The following is an 18,022-nucleotide window of genomic DNA, read 5'->3' as shown; positions in this document are numbered from 1 at the left end:
TTCTTAGAAAAATTCGGTTGAGCGTCAACGCACATGCACGTAGGTGCCGGGTGCCGCTTCCATCGGTGGATAATTCGGGCTGCCGAGGGTGGTACGGGTCTCATGCAGGGCGCCGGAGCGCTGCGCGACCCACTCCAGCCACTGCGGCCACCAACTGCCCTCGACATGTCTGGCGTCGTAGTACCAGGCGCGCGGGTCGCTGCTCAGTCTGGTGTTTTCGACGTAGGCAGCTTTCGGATTGCTCGGCGGGTTGAGGATGCTTTGCACGTGGCCGCTGTTGGACAGCACGAAGCGCCGCTCGCCACCGAGCAGCAGGGTCGAGCGGTACACCGCGTCCCATGGCGTGATGTGGTCGTTCATGCCGGCGACGCTGAAGCTGTCGACGTTGACCTTCTGCAGATCGATCGGCGTGCCGCACACCTCGAGACCGCCCGCGTGGCTCAGCGGGTTGTGCTTGAAGAAGTCCAGCAGATCACCGTGCAGCGCCGCAGGCAGGCGGGTGTTGTCGTTGTTCCAGTAGAGGATGTCGAAGGCTGGCGGCTCTTTGCCCAGCAGGTAGTTGTTGACGAAGTAACTCCAGATCAAATCGTTGGGGCGCATCCAGGCGAAGACCCTGGCCATGTCGCGACCGTCGAGCACGCCCCTCTGATAGGAGCGACGCTTGGCTGCTTCCAGTGTTTGTTCATCGGCGAACAGCGTGGCCGGGGTGTCGATCTGGCTGTCGAGCAGGCTGACCAGATACGTCGCGCTGGCGACCCTACGCAGTTGCCGTTTGGCCTGCAGATGGCCTTGCAGGGCGGCGATGGTCAGGCCGCCGGCGCAGGCGCCCATCAGGTTCACTTCGCGCGCGCCGGTAATCGCCCGGCAGATGTTCATCGCTTCTTCGGCCGCCTCGACGTAACTCGACAGGCCCCACTCGCGATGGCGCACATCGGGGTTGCGCCAGCTGATCATGAAAGTCTGCAGGCTGTTTTTCAGGGCGTACTGGACGAAGCTGTTCTGCGGGCTCAGATCGAAAATGTAGTACTTGTTGATTTGCGGCGGCACCACCAGCAACGGCTTGGCGTACTGCTTTTCGCTCATCGATTTGTACTGGATCAACTCGAACATTTCGTTGCGGAATACCACCGACCCGGTGGTGGTCGCTACGGTTTTGCCGACCTCGAACGCCTGCCTGGTCACTTGCCGTGGCAGGCCGTCGTTGTGCAACAGATCATCGAACAGATGGCTCAGGCCACGCACCAGACTCTGCCCGCCGGAATTGAACAACTCCTTGACCGCCAGCGGGTTGAGCAGAGTGTTGGAGGGCGCCACGGCGTCATTAAGCAGGGTGAAAGCGAAGTGCGCACGGGCACGATCTTCGGGACTCATGTCGCCTTCGTCGATCCAGCTCTTGACCTGTTTCTGCCAGGCCAGATACGCCTGCAGGCTGCGCCGATAGAACGGGTTGAGGCTCCACGCCGGATCGGCGAAGCGGCTGTCTTGCGGATTGGTCGGATGCAGGGTTTCGCCGAGCAGAACGCGTCCCAGTTGTCCGCCCAATGTCAACGCGTGCCTGGCGCTGTGCAACGGATTGCGCAAGCCGTGGGCGGCGACGCTGCGCAGTGTCGACAGCAGATCTCTGCCACGCAGGCCGGCGATCGCGCTTTGGGCGTTGATAAACACGGCGGGGCTGGGCACCACGCCCGTCGCTGGTTTTTCGCGCATGACTCAACACTCCTTCGTCTTCAGGGCAAAAACACACTCACCGAACCAGAACACCATAGACGCTGTTGCCGGTTGCTGCCTGCGCGGCGTCCTGCCGCGCGCTTGATTTGAAAAGTGCTGCATAAAGCCTGCCGCCGCCATCAGCCGCCCAGCGGTGTCGGATGCGGGTGCATGACCGCGCGCAGACGCTCCTCCTCGAGAAACTTCATGATGATCGGCGCCACTGCTTCGGCGCGGGTGATCAGGAACAGATGGCCATCATCGATGATGTGCAACTGCGCGTTGGGAATGCGCCAGGCAAGCATGCGCATGTTGATCAGCGGGATCAGCGGATCGTCATCGCCGGCCAGCACCAGCGTCGGCTGATGGATCTTGTGCAGCCAGTGAATGCTGGTCCAGCCGAGGCCGGCGAACAGCTGCCAGTAGTAACCGAGCTTGCCCGCCGAACGCACTTTCGCCGCATGGCTGGCCGCCAGCGTCGGGTCGCGGCGGAACGAGCCGCCGTAGATCATCGGCGCGATGCGAATCACATGGGACGGCTGAATGTAGCGGCGCGGGCTGGCCATCATCCACAGCACTTTCGGTTTGCCCGGCACCATCACCGCACCGGCAGCGGTGGCCGCCAGCACCAGTTTCTTGCAGCGCTCGGGGTAGTCGTAGGCAAACTGCTGCGCCAGGGCGCCGCCCCACGACACGCCGATCACATTGACCTGACCGTAGTCGAGATAATCGAGCATCCGCGCCGTCAGTCTGGCCAGACCGGGAAAGCGATACGGCCGGGTTGGCGTCGACGAACCGCCGACCCCGGGCACGTCGAAGGCAATCACTTCCAGATCCGGGTCCAGCGCCGCGACGAACGGAAACACCAGCTCCAGGTTGGCGCCGATGCCGTTGAAAATCAGCAGAGGCGTCAAATGAGGCTTGCCGGGACGCACCGCCGTGCGGAGGGTCTGGCCATCCAGATCGACGGTGCGGAATATGAACGGTTGCGGCATGCGTGAGGCCCTGTAGATTTCAAGTCCACCCGTATCCAGTAGGAGCTGACGAGTGAAACGAGGCTGCGATCTTTTGATCTTTGACGACGACATCAAGAGATCGCAGCCTTGTTTCACTCGACAGCTCCTACAGCGTCCGGGGGGTGTCAGTTACCGTTCGTGAACATAAGTGCCCGGCGAAGCCTCGCCCGCCGGATACGCCTTGTTGCCCAGTTTCGTCGGGGCCTTTTTCAGGTTGCCTGAGCGCTCGGCCAGCCATGCCTGCCAGTACAGCCACCAGGAATCGGTGTGCTTGGTCGAGTTTTCCTGCCAGTCATCGGCAGTCGCGGCCATTTCTTCGCCGGTCATATAGCGCGACTTCGGATTGCCCGGCGGGTTGAGGATGCTCTGGATATGGCCGCTGCTCGACAGCACGAATTCAACTTTTCCGCCGAACAGCTGCGCCGACTTGTAGCAGGACTTCCACGGGGTGATGTGGTCGTTGGTCCCGGCCAGCGAGAAAATGTCGGCGGTCACCTGCTTGAGGTCGATCGGCGTGCCGCACACTTCCAGTGCATTGGGGCGGATCAGTGGATTGTTTTTGAACATCTCGATCAGGTCGCCGTGGAATGCGGCGGGCAAGCGCGTGGTGTCGTTGTTCCAGAACAGGATGTCGAACACTGGCGGCTCATTGCCGAGCAGGTAATTGTTGACCCAGTAATTCCAGATCAGGTCGTTGGGACGCATCCAGGCGAAGACCTTGGCCATGTCTTTGCCTTCGAGCACACCGGCCTGGTAGGAGTGGCGCTTGGCGGTCTCCAGGGTCTGCTCATCGACGAACAGGGCGACATCGCTGTCCAGGGTGGTGTCGAGCACGCTGACCAGCAGGGTGAGAGCGTTGACCTTGTTCTGGCCGAGCGCGGCGTAGTGGCCGAGCAGGGCGGTGCAGGTGATGCCGCCGGAGCAGGCGCCGAGCATGTTCACATCTTTGCTGCCGGTGATTGCGGTGACCACGTCCACCGCTTCCTTCAGCGCTTCGATGTAGGTCGACAGCCCCCATTCACGCTGGGCCTTGGTCGGATTGCGCCAACTGATGATGAAGGTCGGCACGTTATTGCGCAGGCAGAAACGCGCCAGGCTCTTGTCCGGGCTCAAATCGAAAACATAGAACTTGTTGATCTGCGGTGGCACCACCAGCAGCGGACGCTCGTGGATCTGCTCGGTGATCGGCCGGTACTGGATCAGCTCCAGCACGTCGTTGCGAAACACCACGGCGCCTTCGGTGACGCCGAGGCTCTTGCCGACCTCGAACGCACCCATGTTGACCTGGCTCGGCATGCCGCCGTTGTGCACCAGATCCTTGGCCAGATGCGAGAGGCCATCGAGCAGGCTCTTGCCGCCGGTTTCGAAGAAGCGTTTGACCGCTGCCGGGTTGGCCGCCGTATTGGTCGGGGCCATGGCTTCGGTCATCAGGTTGATGACGAAGTGCCCGCGAGCGATGTCTTTGGGTGACAGGCTGCTGTCGTCGATCCAGGCATGCAGTTCCTTGCGCCAGGCCAGGTAGGTTTGCAGATAGCGTTTGTACAGCGGGTTCTGGCTCCACGCCGGGTCGGCAAAACGGCGGTCATCGCCGGCCGGTTGCAGGGCGGATTTGCCCAGCAGCACGTTCTTCAGTTCGAGGCCGAAATGGGTCACGTGCCTGACGCTGTGAATCGGTTGTCTGATGGCCTGTTTCAGCACCATTCGAGCAGAGGCCAGCAGATCCTTTCCGCGCAGCCCGACGACGGGGTTAAGCCCCAGGGTGTTTTCCGAGGCTTGGTACTTCAGGTCATCGTTATTCTTGTCACTCATCTACGACGCTCCATTGTCCTGAGACGAGTACCCGGTCTTGCGCTGTCGCTTCCACAGCCAATGCCGGGTACTACTGCTCGGGTGACCGTTGATTCTGCATGGCTGCTTTACAGTCGTAGAGCACTGCAGGGAACTTGCCAGCTCCATTGGTTACCCGAGTTTAATTTTTTTCGCAAGCGGCCCATCCTGGGCTGCGTGAGCGGAGCATTCAAACAGATGAAGTTAGAAAATGCCCTCTAAAGAGCAAGAGCCACGGGCTAGAGCATCAGCTTGACGAACGACTCGTTCGGATCGCGGGATTTTCCGGCAGCGCGCAACTCGGCGAGATAATCGTCCCAGAGTTCGGTCTGGCGTTTGCCGAGTTCGTAGAGGTATTCCCAGGTGAACAGGCCACTGTCGTGACCGTCGTCGAAGGTCAGTTTCAGTGCATAGTTGCCGGCCGGCTCCAGCTTGCTCAAACCAACATTGAGCTTGCCGAATTGCAGGATCGGTTTGCCGTGGCCCTGGACCTCGGCGGAGGGGGAGTGCACACGCAGAAACTCGGCGGGCAGGGTGAATTCCTCGCCGGACGCATAAGTGAGCGTCAGGGTTTTCGAGGCTTTGTGCAGTTTGATGTCGGTGGGGATTCGATTCATGGGCTGGCGTCCGATGTGTGGGCGACCCTGATTCAAATGTGGGAGCGAGCCTGCTCGCGAAAGCGGTGGGTCAGACGGCATTGATACCGCCTGACACGACCTCTTCGCGGGCAGGCTCGCTCCCACAGGGTCCGCTATCGCTGTAAGTATGGCTTACAGGATATAACGGGACAGATCTTCGTTCTGCGCCAATTCGCCGAGGTGGCTGTTGACGTAGTCGGCGTCGATCAGGATCGCCTTGTCATCGTGGGCGCTGGCCAGGTCGCCGGCGCTGAACGACACCTCTTCAAGCAGGCGCTCAAGCAGCGTGTGCAGGCGACGGGCACCGATGTTCTCGGTCTTCTCGTTGACCTGCCAGGCGATCTCCGCCAGACGCTTGATGCCCTCGGGCTGGAACTGGATGTTCAGGCCTTCGGTTTTCAGCAGCGCGCAGTATTGTTCGGTGAGCGAAGCATGCGGTTCGCTGAGGATGCGTTCGAAGTCTTCCGGGCTCAGCGCCTTGAGTTCGACGCGAATCGGCAGACGGCCTTGTAGCTCCGGCACCAGATCGCTCGGCTTGCTCAGGTGGAACGCGCCGGAGGCGATGAACAGGATGTGGTCGGTCTTGACCATACCCAGTTTGGTGTTGACGGTGCAGCCTTCGATCAGCGGCAGCAGGTCGCGCTGTACGCCTTCGCGGGAGACATCGGCGCCGCCGACATTGCCGCGCTTGGCGACCTTGTCGATTTCGTCGATGAACACGATGCCGTGCTGCTCGACCGCTTCCAGCGCCTTGGCCTTCAGCTCTTCTTCGTTGACCAGACGCCCGGCTTCTTCATCGCGCACCAGTTTCAGCGCTTCCTTGACCTTGAGCTTGCGCGACTTCTTCTTGCCCTTGCCCATGTTGGCAAACAGCGATTGCAGCTGGTTGGTCATCTCTTCCATGCCCGGCGGCGTGGCGATTTCGATGCCGGAAACTTCGGCCACTTCGATCTCGATTTCCTTGTCGTCCAGCTGGCCTTCGCGCAGGCGCTTGCGGAACAGCTGACGCGTATTGGAATCGGAGCTCGGCGCTTCTTCGTTGCTGAAGCCCATGCGTGCCGGCGGCAGCAACGCGTCGAGGATGCGGTCCTCGGCAGCGTCTTCAGCGCGGTGGCGCACGCGGGTCATTTCCTGCTCGCGGAGCATCTTGATCGCAGCGTCAGCCAGATCACGGATGATCGACTCGACGTCACGGCCGACATAACCGACTTCGGTGAATTTGGTCGCTTCGACCTTGATGAACGGCGCATTGGCCAGTTTTGCCAGGCGACGGGCGATCTCGGTTTTACCGACACCAGTCGGGCCGATCATCAGGATGTTCTTCGGGGTCACCTCAACGCGCAGCTCTTCAGGCAGCTGCATGCGGCGCCAGCGGTTGCGCAGGGCAATCGCGACGGCGCGCTTGGCATCGTCCTGGCCGATGATATGGCGGTTGAGTTCGTGGACGATTTCGCGGGGAGTCATGGACATAATAATTGACGGTCCTCAAGCAGAAACAAGCCGTGGCACACGGGCCGCAACAGGCTTATTCAGCGAGATCCTGCTCCTCAATGGTCTGGGTGTGGTTGGTGAATACGCAGATGTCGCCGGCGATGCCGAGGGCGGTTTCGACGATCTCGCGCGCCGACAGATCGGTCTTTTTCAGCAGAGCGCTGGCTGCGGCCTGCGCATAGGCGCCGCCGGAACCCATGGCGATCAGGCCATCTTCCGGTTCGACCACGTCACCGTTGCCGGTGATGATCAGCGAGGCGTCCTTGTTGGCGACCGCGAGCATCGCTTCGAGGCGGCTCAGGGAGCGGTCGGTGCGCCACTCTTTGGCAAGCTCGACGGCGGCGCGGATCAGGTGGCCCTGATGTTTCTCGAGCTGGCCTTCGAAACGTTCGAACAGGGTGAAGGCGTCAGCGGTGGCACCGGCGAAACCGGCGATGACCTGGCCGTGATACAGGCGACGTACCTTTTTGGCGTTGCCTTTCATCACGGTGTTGCCGAGAGAAACCTGGCCGTCGCCGCCCATGACGACTTTGCCGTGGCGGCGGACTGAAACGATGGTGGTCAAGGGAAGAGTCTCCACGCAGCGGGGCGAAAATGCCTTATGCCCATTCATATGGGGGTGCTGGAGGGGATTTCAACCGCAGGGCGGGAGAGGGGACGAGCGGTGTCGAGCGAGGGTGCCAGACTCTGTGGCGAGGGAGCTTGCTCCCGCTCGGCTGCGCAGCAGTCGCTAACCCAGCTGATGCGGTCTGTCTGATGCACCGCATTTGCAGGGCTTGGGGGCGCTTCGCACCCCAGCGGGAGCAAGCTCCCTCGCCACAAAGTGAGCCGGACCCTGTACGCCCGGCGTGGGATCAGCGGCTCTGGCGTTGTTGTAACAACAGGTTGCTGAAGCCGGCGCCGGCCAGTTGTTTCTGGGCCGTGGTCAGTTGCTCGCGGTTGCTGAACGGGCCGACCAAAACGCGATACCAGGTTTCATCCTTGACCGTGCCGGACTCCACCGCCACGGCCTGGCCGAGCAGAATGATCTGCGCGCGCACCTTGTCGGCATCGGTCTCTTTGCGGAACGAGCCGGCCTGGAGGAAGAACTTGGTGACCGGCGCGGCCTTGCTCACTGGCGGCGCAGGCGGCGGAGTAATACCCGCCAGAGCTGCCTGCGCGCGCGCCGTGTCGATCTTCGCCGCCTCGGCCGGGGTCACCGGCGTGGTCGGGATCGCCGGCACTTGCGGCGTCGGCAGGGTTTTCTCCGGCACCGCGTCCGGCGGCACGATCACTTCCGATTCCGGCAGCAAGGTGTAGAAGTCGTACTTCGGCTTCACCGGTTGCGTCGGGCTCGGCGGGGTCTTGTTGGCCTCGGCGATCTTCGACGCTTTCTGCTGCTGTTCGACTTTCTCGCGCTTGACCGTGTCGCTGCCCTTGCCCGGTTCCAGTTTCATCAGGAATACGATGAAGGCGCCGACGGTCAGGCCGATGGCCATCCACAGCCAGCCCGGAATCGGTTGTTTTGCCGGAGCCTGATAGCGGCTGGCGCCGCGTTTGGGTGCAGGTTTTTTCTTGGCGGCCAACTTACATACGCTCCAGAGTTTCCAGACCCAACAGCTCCAGGCCTTGCTTGAGGGTGCGACCGGTCAGTGCGGCAAGACGCAGACGGCTCTGCATCTGCGCCGGGGTGTCGGCGGCGAGGATCGGGCAGTTCTCGTAGAAGCTGGAGAACAGGCCGGCGACGTCGTACAGGTAGGTGCAGAGAATGTGCGGTGTGCCTTTCTCAGCGACGTTGTTCAGCACTTCGCCGAATTGCGCCAGTTTCGCCGCCAGCTCAAGTTCGTGTTCCGCCTCGAGGACGATCTGGCCATCCACTTCGCTGAAGTCCTTGCCCAGTTTGCGGAACACGCCGGCCACGCGGGTGTAGGCGTAAAGCAGGTACGGTGCGGTGTTGCCTTCGAAATTCAGCATGAGGTCGAAATTGAAGCTGTAGTCGCTGGTGCGATGCTTGGACAGGTCGGCGTATTTCACCGCGCCGATGCCGACCACCTTGGCGATGTTGCGCAACTCGTTTTCGGCCAGGGTCGGGTTCTTCTCTTTCACCAGGTTGTAAGCGCGTTCCTGGGCTTCGGTCAGCAGGTCGATCAGCTTCACGGTGCCGCCGTCACGGGTCTTGAACGGACGGCCATCGGCGCCGTTCATGGTGCCGAAACCCATGTGCTCCATTTCCATCGGATGGGTGACGAAACCGGCCTTGCGCGCCACGGCGAAGACTTGCTGGAAATGCAGTGCCTGACGCTGATCGACGAAATACAAAGCGCGATCAGCCTTGAGCTTGCCGCTGCGGTAGCGCACGGCCGCCAGGTCAGTGGTGGCGTACAGGTAACCGCCGTCGGCCTTGACGATGATCACCGGCAGCGGGTCGCCATCGGCGTTCTTGAACTCGTCGAGGAACACGCACTGGGCGCCGTTGCTCTCGACCAGCATGCCGGCAGCCTTGAGGTCGTTGACCACATTGATCAGGTCGTCGTTGTAGGCGCTTTCGCCCATCACGTCGGCCATGGTCAGTTTGACGTTGAGCAGTTCGTAGATCTTCTGGCAGTGCGACAGCGAAATGTCCTTGAACCTGGTCCACAGTGCCAGGCATTCGGCATCGCCGGCCTGCAGCTTGACCACCAGGCCTCGGGCGCGGTCGGCGAACTCTTCGGACTCGTCGAAACGCTGCTTGGCGGCGCGGTAGAAGTTTTCCAGGTCCGACAGCTCGTCGCTGGTGATCGGGTTTTCCTGCAGATACGCCATCAGCATGCCGAACTGGGTGCCCCAGTCGCCGACGTGGTTCTGGCGGATCACTTCGTCACCGAGGAATTCCAGCACGCGGGCCACGCCGTCACCGATGATGGTCGAGCGCAAATGGCCGACGTGCATCTCTTTGGCCAGGTTCGGTGCCGACAGATCGACCACGGTGCGCTGCGCCGGGCCGGCCTTGCGCACGCCGACATGGGCATCGGCCAGCGCGGCGTCGAGGCGCGCGGCCAGGGCCTGGGTGTTCTGGAAAAAATTGATGAAGCCCGGGCCGGCGATTTCGGCCTTGGTGACGTTCTCGTCGGCGGGCAGTGCGGCGATGATTTTCTCCGCCAGGTCGCGCGGCTTCATGCCGGCTGGCTTGGCCAGCATCATGGCGATGTTGCTGGCGAAGTCGCCGTGGGTCTTGTCGCGGGCGTTCTCCACCTGGATCGCCGGCGTCAGGCCTTCAGGCAACACACCTTCGTTGACGAGTTGGGTGAGGGCTTGCTGGATCAGCTGGCGAATGGTGTCTTTCATGGTCTTCTCTTTCGACCGCAAGCGCGGCGGGCGCATCGATGCGCGGGTGGAAAAACTGGGCATTATCCGTTGCGAAGACGGGCTTGCCAACCTTAGCAGGCAGGATGTGGATATGTGGTGACATCAAAGTCAAAAGATCGCAGCCTTCGGCGGCTCCTACAGTGGAATCGGCATTTATCTGTAGGAGCTGCCGAAGGCTGCGATCTTTTGCTCTTTCGGTTCTTCAATACAGATCCACCGGATCGACATCCAGCGACCAGCGCACCGCCCGCCCGCTCGGCATCTGCTCCAGCACCAGCATCCAGCTGGCCAGCAATCGGTGCAGTGGCGCCCGCGCGGTCGCCTGCAACAACAGCTGCGCGCGATAACGCCCGGCGCGGCGCTCCATCGGCGCCGGCACCGGCCCGAGCAGTTCGATGCCGCTCAGGTTCAATTCGGCCAGCAAGCGCTCGGCCTCGCTGCACGCTTCATCGAGAAAGCCTTCCGCCTGCCCCGGCTTGTGCGCCTCGGCGCGCAACAACGCCAGATGGGCAAAGGGCGGCAACCCGGCGGCGCGGCGTTCGCTCAGGGCCTGCTCGGCGAAGGCGAAGTAACCCTGCTCGGTCAGTTGCACCAATAAAGGATGGTCGGCGAGGTGCGTCTGGATGATCACCCTGCCCGGTTCCTCAGCCCGCCCGGCACGCCCGGCAACCTGGACGATCAGTTGCGCCATGCGCTCGCTGGCGCGGAAGTCGCCGGAGAACAGGCCGCCGTCGGCATCCAGAATCGACACCAGCGTCACCCGGGGGAAATGGTGCCCTTTGGCCAACATCTGCGTGCCGACCAGAATGCACGGCTGGCCTTTCTGGATCGTCGCGAACAGCTGATTCATCGCGTCCTTGCGCGAGGTGCTGTCGCGATCGACGCGCAAAACCGGGTAATCAGGGAACAGAATCGCCAGACGCTCTTCGGCACGTTCGGTGCCAGCGCCGACCGGACGCAGATCGACCTTGCTGCACTTTGGACACTGGCGCGGCGTGCGCTCGACGTTGCCGCAATGGTGGCACCGCAATTCGCCATAACGCTGATGGACGGTCATGCGCGCATCGCAGCGCGAGCACTCCGACATCCACCCGCAATCGTGACAGAGCAACGTCGGCGCGAATCCGCGCCGGTTGAGGAACACCAGCACCTGCTGGCCGTTGGCAAGGGTCTGGCCGATGGCTTGTTGCATCGGCCCGGAAATACCACTGTCGAGCGGACGGCTTTTCACGTCCAGACGCAGGAAGCGCGGTTGCTTGGCGCCGCCGGCGCGTTCGTTCAGACGTAACAGACCATAGCGACCGGTGTAGGCGTTGTGCAGGCTCTCCAGCGACGGCGTGGCGGAACCGAGCACGATCGGGATGTTTTCCTGCCGCGCGCGTACCAGCGCCAGGTCGCGGGCGTGGTAGCGCAGACCTTCCTGCTGTTTATACGAGCCGTCATGCTCTTCATCGATGATGATCAGCCCGGGATTTTTCATTGGCGTGAACAGCGCCGAGCGGGTGCCGATAATAATGTCGGCCTCGCCATCGCGGGCGGCGAGCCACGCGTCGAGGCGTTCGCGGTCATTCACCGCCGAGTGCAACAGGGCAATGCGCGCGTTAAAGCGCTGTTCGAAGCGCGCCAGGGTCTGCGGGCCGAGGTTGATCTCCGGAATCAGCACCAAAGCCTGCTTGCCGGCTTCGAGGGTTTCGCGGATCAGTTGCAGATAGACTTCGGTCTTGCCGCTGCCGGTAACCCCGGCCAGGAGAAAGGCGTGGTAGCTGTCGAAGCCGGCGCGAATCGCTTCGTACGCCGCGCGTTGTTCGCTGTTGAGCGGCAGCTCCGGTTGCGCCAGCCAGTGCTCGTGGCGCGCGCCGGGGGCGTGGCGGCGGATCTCGACTTGCACCAGACCCTTGGCCAGCAGCAGGTCGAGGCTGTCCTTGCTCAGCATCAGTTTGCTCAGCAACTGATGAGCCACGCCGTGGGGATGCTGGGCCAGCGTGGTCAGCGCCTCGCGCTGGCGTGGCGCACGGGCGACCCGTGGGTCATCGACGCTGGCGCCGGGGGCCACCGACCAGAAGCGTTCCTGCCGGGCCTCGGCCAGCTCGCCCTGACGCAGCAGCACTGGCAAGGCCCAGTTCAAGGTGTCGCCAAGGCTGTGCTGGTAATACTGCGCTGTCCACAGGCACAGCTTGAACAGTGCGGGCGGCAGCGGCGATGTCGAGTCAAGGAGGGCCAGTGCCGGTTTGAGTTTTTCTGCCGGCACCTCGCTGGTGTCGGTGACTTCGACCAGAATCCCGATCATCTCGCGCCGACCGAACGGTACCCGCAGGCGCATGCCCGGCTGCAATTGCTCGCGCCGCACCCCGGCCGGCGCCCGGTAATCGAACAGGCGGCGCAGGGGCGAAGGCAGGGCAAGGCGCAGAATGGCGTCGGGCACGCGGGGGGATCTCGATCAGCAGGCGGTAGGACTTGGCACATAACCTTGTAGGAGTGAGCCTGCTCGCGATAGGCCTTTCATTCAACATTGAGTCGTCTGATACACCGCTATCGCGAGCAGGCTCACTCCTACAAGGGAATCGCATATTGGGCCGGGAGCCTAGCAGACGGTCGGTCTCGGTGACAGCTTGCGTGTTTGAAAAGGTCTGGTAGAATCCGCGGCCTAATTACGTGCGGTATTCAACAATAGTGTTGGGTGGCGGCACGCTAGCCTGAGGAAGACACCATGAAAGCCGATATCCATCCGAACTACCCGGAAATTGCTGTTACCTGCAGCTGCGGTAACAAGTTCGAAACTCGTTCGACCTACGGCAAAGCCCTGGCGATCGACGTTTGCAACGAATGCCACCCGTTCTACACCGGTAAGCAGAAGACTCTGGACACCGGCGGCCGTGTGCAGAAGTTCGCAGACCGTTTCGCTACTTTCGGCGTCGGCAAAAAAGCCTGAGGCTGATCATTTTGGAAGGTCGTCCCGACTTCTCCAGACTGATGAAAAAGGCGTCCCTTGCGGGCGCCTTTTTTGTGTCTGCGATTTGGCTGTCCGCCGCCCAGGCCTTTTGTCCGACCCCCGCGGGGCTGACCAGCGTCAGCGTGCAGCGAGTGGTCGATGGCGACACCCTGCGCCTGAGCGACGGCCGCAGCGTGCGCATGATCGGCCTCAACACGCCGGAGCTGGGCAAGCAGGGCCGCAGCGACGAACCCTTCGCCGTGGCGGCGCGCAAACGCCTGCAAGCGCTGGTCGATGACAGCGGCGGCCGTGTCGGTCTGCGGCCCGGCAAGCAGGCCAAAGACCATTACGGGCGTACGCTTGCGCATGTCTACAGCGTCAGCGGTGCCAATCTCGAAGCGCAAATGCTTGCCGATGGCTTGGGCTTTCAGGTTGCCGTGGCGCCGAACGTCGATCTGCTCGCCTGCCAGCAGACCGCCGAACGCAGCGCACGACAAGCCGGACTCGGCGTCTGGCGGCAATCGCCGGTGCTCAAAGCGCCACAGATTCAGCGATCCGGTTTCGCCATAGTCAGCGGTCGGGTGAGCAAGGTGCAGCGCAATCGCGGCGGAATCTGGATCGAGTTGCAGGACGCGCTTGTATTGCGGGTTGCACCCAATCTGCTTGAACAATTCGACAGTGCCCGCTTGCAGGCGCTGAAGGGTAAGCAAATCGAGGCGCGCGGGTGGGTGATAGACCGATCCCGGCGCGGTGGATCGCAAAAAGGTCAGCCGCGCTGGTTGTTGCCACTGACCGATCCTTCGATGCTGCACGTGCCGCGCTGAAGAAAAAATTGTAGACATTTTCCGTGTTGATTGTGAACAGTCCAGCCCTTGTGCGCCGTGGCTCTTGGCCCAAAGTCGTAGGGCAGGGCGCTTGACAGCAGTGACTGCCCAGTCTTGTGGGGACTTTGCGAGGCGCGTATCCTCGCTGACCAGTCTGTCCAACAGTAAAAAAGCGGAATGCCAAAATGTCTGATCTGAAAACTGCCGCTCTCGAATATCACGCCAATCCTCGTCCGGGGAAGCTGAGTGTCGAGCTCACCAAGGCCACTGCTACCGCCCGCGACCTGTCGCTGGCCTACAGCCCCGGCGTAGCTGAACCAGTGCGCGAGATCGCTCGCGATCCTGAACTGGCTTACAAATACACCGGCAAGGGCAATCTGGTGGCAGTCATTTCCGATGGCACCGCGATTCTTGGCCTGGGCAACCTCGGCCCATTGGCCTCCAAGCCAGTCATGGAAGGCAAAGGCGTGCTGTTCAAGCGCTTCGCCGGCATCGACGTGTTCGACATCGAAGTCGATTCTGAAAGCCCGCAAGCCTTCATCGACACCGTCAAGCGTATCTCGATTACCTTCGGTGGCATCAACCTGGAAGACATCAAGGCGCCTGAGTGCTTTGAGATCGAACGTGCTCTGATCGAGCAGTGCGATATTCCGGTGTTCCACGATGACCAGCACGGCACCGCGATCGTGACCGCTGCCGGCATGATCAACGCCCTGGAAATCGCTGGCAAAACCCTGCAGGACGCGAAGATCGTCTGCCTCGGCGCCGGCGCTGCCGCCATCTCCTGCATGAAACTGCTGGTGAGCATGGGCGCTCGCATCGAAAACATCTTCATGGTTGACCGTACCGGCGTGATCCACTCCGGCCGTGATGACCTGAACCAGTACAAAGCCGTGTTCGCCCACGCCACCGAGAAACGCACCCTGGCTGACGCACTGGCAGGCGCTGACGTGTTCGTCGGTCTGTCCGGCCCGAACCTGCTGAGCGCTGAAGGCTTGCTGTCGATGGCGGCCAACCCGATCGTGTTCGCCTGCTCGAACCCGGATCCGGAAATCTCCCCGGAACTGGCGCACGCTACCCGTAGCGACGTGATCATGGCCACCGGCCGTTCGGACTACCCGAACCAGGTCAACAACGTACTGGGCTTCCCGTTCATCTTCCGTGGTGCCCTGGACGTTCGCGCCAAGCGCATCAACGAAGAAATGAAAGTTGCCGCGGCCAATGCCCTGCGCGAACTGGCCAAACTGCCAGTACCGCAGGAAGTCTGCGACGCCTACGGCGGCATCAAACTGGAATTCGGCCGTGAGTACATCATTCCGAAGCCAATGGATAAGCGCCTGATCACCCTGATCTCCGACGCCGTGGCCAAGGCCGCGATCGAGACTGGCGTTGCTACCCTGCCGTATCCGAAGAACTACCCGCTGAAAAGCGTGGATGACGTGTTCAACGGCTAAGTCGTTGTAGCGCTTCAAACAAAAGCCCCGGCTCGTTATGAGTCGGGGCTTTTTTGTGGCTAAGGGCTTTGTATTCCATATCTGGAGCAGCCCTCACCCTAGCCCTCTCCCAAAGGGAGAGGGGACCGAATGGGGGATATTGATGAATGACGCCGACGTGAAAGTCTTGCTTTGAATCCATAATCGACTCGGTTGCGCAGGTCGATGCATTAAGCCAGACACCTCGGTCGGCTCCCTCTACCTCCGGGAGAGGGCTGGGGTGAGGGGCTGGATGTTCGTAACGCCGCGAACTCCAAACATCGGGCAATAAAAAGCCCCGCTCTTCTCTCGAATGCGGGGCTTTTCAATGGTGCTGGATCAGAACAGATCGATCGGCGCCTGCTCGTCCGCCGGCAGCGGGCTGCCCGGCACGGCGCCGTTGCCCAGCTCGTTCACCGACGGCGGCGTGTCTTCAGCCTTGAACAGTTCGAAGTAGGCCCCCGGCGTGCTTGGCGTCGCGGCGCGGCCACTGACCGGATCCACCCGCAGGCTGAGCAGGCCTTCCGGCTCAGGCTGTACATGCGGCGGCTTGTCTTTCAGCGCGGCGGACATGTAATTCATCCAGATCGGCAGCGCCACAGTACCGCCAAACTCGCGACGGCCGAGGCTTTCCGGCTGGTCGAAGCCAGTCCACACCGTGGTCACGTAATCGGCGTTATAGCCGGAGAACCAGGCATCTTTCGATTCGTTGGTGGTACCGGTCTTGCCGGCGATGTCGCTGCGGCCCATCGCCAGTGCGCGACGGCCGGTACCGAGTTTGATCACATCCTGAAGCATGCTGTTGAGGATGTAAGTGGTACGCCCATCGACAATCCGCTCGGCCACGGCTGGCGCTTGCGGCACCGCCGGGTTGCCCGGGGCTTCACCGGCAACCGGTGCGGCATTGACCGTGAACGATTCGGTGGCTGGCGCGGCGATGCCATCGGTCGCCGAACCGCCCTGTGGCACAGTCGGCGGGTTGGCGACGAATAACGTGTCACCGTTACGGCTTTCGATCTTGTCGATGATGTACGGGGTGATCTTGTAGCCGCCGTTGGCAAAGGTGCTCCAGCCAGTGGCGATTTCCATCGGCGTCAGCGTCGCGGTGCCGAGTGCCAGCGACAGGTTCGGCGGCAGGTCCTGCTTGTTGAAGCCGAAGCGGGTGATGTAGTCGATGGTCTTGCCCACGCCCATGGCCTGCAGCAAGCGGATCGACACCAGGTTGCGCGACTTGTACAGCGCTTCACGCAGGCGGATCGGGCCCAGGAAGGTGTTGGTATCGTTCTTCGGGCGCCAGACCTTGTCCAGGTATTCGTCGACGAACACGATCGGCGCATCGTTGACCAGGCTCGCGGCGGTGTAGCCGTTATCCAGCGCGGCGCTGTAAACGAACGGCTTGAAGCTCGAACCCGGCTGACGCTTGGCCTGCAGGGCACGGTTGTAGTTGCTCTGCTCGAAGGCAAATCCGCCCACCAGCGAACGGATCGCACCGTTCTGCGGATCCAGCGACACCAGCGCGCCCTGGGCCTGCGGTATCTGACTGAATTTCAGCGAGTTGTCTGTCTGCCGCTGCACGCGGATCAGATCACCGACCTGGGCGACATCCGCCGGCTGACGCGGGTTGGCACCCATGCTGTTGGTATTGAGGAACGGCCGCGCCCATTTCATCGTGTCCCAGGCAACGTGCTCTTCACCGGTGCGGGTCAGGACCTGCAGGCCGTTCTTGTCGACCTGAGTGACGATGGCCGGTTCGAGGCTGCTGATGGTGCGCTGTTTGGTCAGTTCGCTGGCCCAGGCTTCGCGGGTCTTGCCCGGCAAGCGCGACTCGGGGCCACGGTAGCCGTGGCGCTGGTCGTAGGTCATCAGGCCTTCGTGCAGCGCAGTATTAGCCATTTCCTGCAGGTTGCTCGGCACCGTGGTGGTGACGCGAAAACCTTCGGTGTAAGCGTCGCTGCCATAACGGCCGACCATTTCGGCACGGGCCATTTCAGCAATGTACGGTGCGTTCACTTCCGGGGTCGGAACGTGGTAGCTGGCGTTCAGCGGCTCGTTGATCGCCGCGGTGTAGTCGGCCTCGCTGATCTTGCCCAGCTTGTACATGCGCCCGAGGATCCAGTCGCGGCGTTCTTTACTGCGCGCCGGGTTGGCGAGCGGGTTGAAGCGCGACGGTGCCTTCGGCAGGCCGGCGATCATCGCCATCTGCGCCAGGCTGACGTCACGGATCGATTTTCCGTAATAGACCTGCGCCGCGGCTTCGATGCCGTAGGCGCGGTTGCCCAGATAGATCTTGTTGACGTACAGCTCAAGGATCTCGTCCTTGGTCAGCTGCCGCTCGATCTGCAGAGCCAGGAGAATTTCCGTGGTTTTACGCGAGAAGCTGCGCTCGCTGGTGAGGAAGAAGTTCTTCGCCACCTGCATGGTGATGGTGCTGCCGCCGGACTGAATGTGTCCGCTTTTGACCAATTGGGTCGCCGCGCGCATCAGGCTGCTCGGGTCGACACCGTAGTGGTTGGCAAAATTATCGTCTTCAGCACTTAGTAACGCATTAATGAAATTGGGCGGAATGTCGGCGAAACGGATCGGTGTGCGGCGCATTTCGCCAAATTCTGCGATCAACTTGTTGTCGCTGCTGTAGACCCGCAGAGGAATCTGCAACTGAATGCTTCTCAGCGCCTCCACAGACGGCAAACCCGGACTAAGGTAAAGAAAGGCGCCGCTGAGACCTAAGAGCAGTCCGCAGAAAACGGCGACGATGGACCAACCGAAAAATTTCAGCAGACGAATCAAGGCTTTT

Annotated in this window: 14 protein-coding genes; 4 read left to right on the top strand and 10 right to left on the bottom strand. The window is 61.7% G+C overall.

Annotation, left to right across the window (positions count from 1 at the left end; all coding sequences use genetic code 11):
• Nucleotides 1–24 precede the first annotated feature (24 nt).
• From phaC (AEQ63_RS10300) to argS, 8 genes are all read right to left on the bottom strand, one after another.
• The gene (gene phaC, locus AEQ63_RS10300; RefSeq protein ID WP_064363286.1) at nt 25–1,707 is read right to left on the bottom strand and encodes a class II poly(R)-hydroxyalkanoic acid synthase; all 1,683 of its coding nucleotides are present in this window, start codon (nt 1,705–1,707) and stop codon (nt 25–27) included.
• Nucleotides 1,708–1,847: 140 nt separating this feature from the next.
• Nucleotides 1,848–2,702, bottom strand: coding sequence for a poly(3-hydroxyalkanoate) depolymerase (phaZ, locus tag AEQ63_RS10295; protein WP_064363284.1), 855 nt, complete (start codon nt 2,700–2,702; stop codon nt 1,848–1,850).
• 150 nt (nt 2,703–2,852) lie between these two features.
• Complete coding sequence (gene phaC, locus AEQ63_RS10290) at nt 2,853–4,532, bottom strand: class II poly(R)-hydroxyalkanoic acid synthase (RefSeq protein ID WP_042608686.1); 1,680 nt, start codon at nt 4,530–4,532, stop codon at nt 2,853–2,855.
• Between the two features lie 257 nt (nt 4,533–4,789).
• On the bottom strand, nt 4,790–5,167 hold the full coding sequence (locus AEQ63_RS10285; protein WP_064363281.1) for a gamma-butyrobetaine hydroxylase-like domain-containing protein: 378 nt from the start codon (nt 5,165–5,167) through the stop codon (nt 4,790–4,792).
• Between the two features lie 153 nt (nt 5,168–5,320).
• Nucleotides 5,321–6,658, bottom strand: a complete 1,338-nt coding sequence (gene hslU / locus AEQ63_RS10280; RefSeq protein WP_016772060.1) for an ATP-dependent protease ATPase subunit HslU — start codon at nt 6,656–6,658, stop codon at nt 5,321–5,323.
• A 55-nt stretch (nt 6,659–6,713) separates the two neighbouring features.
• Nucleotides 6,714–7,244 (bottom strand): ATP-dependent protease subunit HslV, encoded by a 531-nt coding sequence (hslV, locus tag AEQ63_RS10275; protein ID WP_007968352.1) that lies wholly within the window; start codon nt 7,242–7,244, stop codon nt 6,714–6,716.
• 289 nt (nt 7,245–7,533) lie between these two features.
• Entirely contained in the window at nt 7,534–8,244 is a 711-nt protein-coding gene (locus AEQ63_RS10270; protein WP_016772059.1) for an SPOR domain-containing protein, read from the bottom strand.
• Nucleotide 8,245: 1 nt separating this feature from the next.
• Entirely contained in the window at nt 8,246–9,982 is a 1,737-nt protein-coding gene (gene argS / locus AEQ63_RS10265) for an arginine--tRNA ligase (protein WP_064363279.1), read from the bottom strand.
• Here argS and AEQ63_RS29085 point away from each other — a divergent pair.
• Nucleotides 9,981–10,103: a hypothetical protein gene (locus AEQ63_RS29085; RefSeq protein ID WP_016772057.1), complete on the top strand. Its 123-nt coding sequence runs from the start codon at nt 9,981–9,983 to the stop codon at nt 10,101–10,103. The genes argS and AEQ63_RS29085 overlap by 2 nt on opposite strands.
• Nucleotides 10,104–10,205: 102 nt before the next feature.
• Here AEQ63_RS29085 and AEQ63_RS10260 read toward each other — a convergent pair whose 3' ends face one another.
• Entirely contained in the window at nt 10,206–12,425 is a 2,220-nt protein-coding gene (locus AEQ63_RS10260) for a primosomal protein N' (protein WP_064363276.1), read from the bottom strand.
• 285 nt (nt 12,426–12,710) lie between these two features.
• Here AEQ63_RS10260 and rpmE point away from each other — a divergent pair, with 285 nt between their 5' ends.
• The 3 genes from rpmE (at nt 12,711) to AEQ63_RS10245 (ending at nt 15,210) form a co-directional block, all read left to right on the top strand.
• The gene (gene rpmE, locus AEQ63_RS10255; protein WP_041477565.1) at nt 12,711–12,932 is read left to right on the top strand and encodes a 50S ribosomal protein L31; all 222 of its coding nucleotides are present in this window, start codon (nt 12,711–12,713) and stop codon (nt 12,930–12,932) included.
• A gap of 41 nt (nt 12,933–12,973) precedes the next feature.
• Nucleotides 12,974–13,756, top strand: coding sequence for a thermonuclease family protein (locus tag AEQ63_RS10250; RefSeq protein ID WP_064363274.1), 783 nt, complete (start codon nt 12,974–12,976; stop codon nt 13,754–13,756).
• Between the two features lie 185 nt (nt 13,757–13,941).
• Complete coding sequence (locus tag AEQ63_RS10245; RefSeq protein WP_064363273.1) at nt 13,942–15,210, top strand: malic enzyme-like NAD(P)-binding protein; 1,269 nt, start codon at nt 13,942–13,944, stop codon at nt 15,208–15,210.
• A 357-nt stretch (nt 15,211–15,567) separates the two neighbouring features.
• Here AEQ63_RS10245 and AEQ63_RS10240 read toward each other — a convergent pair whose 3' ends face one another.
• Nucleotides 15,568–18,012 carry a penicillin-binding protein 1A gene (locus tag AEQ63_RS10240; RefSeq protein ID WP_371919887.1) on the bottom strand — a complete coding sequence of 815 codons (2,445 nt, stop codon included), beginning with the start codon at nt 18,010–18,012 and terminating at the stop codon, nt 15,568–15,570.
• Nucleotides 18,013–18,022 lie beyond the last annotated feature (10 nt).

Source organism: Pseudomonas sp. RIT-PI-o (genome assembly GCF_001297215.1).
Classification (GTDB): domain Bacteria; phylum Pseudomonadota; class Gammaproteobacteria; order Pseudomonadales; family Pseudomonadaceae; genus Aquipseudomonas; species Aquipseudomonas moraviensis_A.
This window is presented reverse-complemented; position numbering and strand designations above follow the sequence as displayed.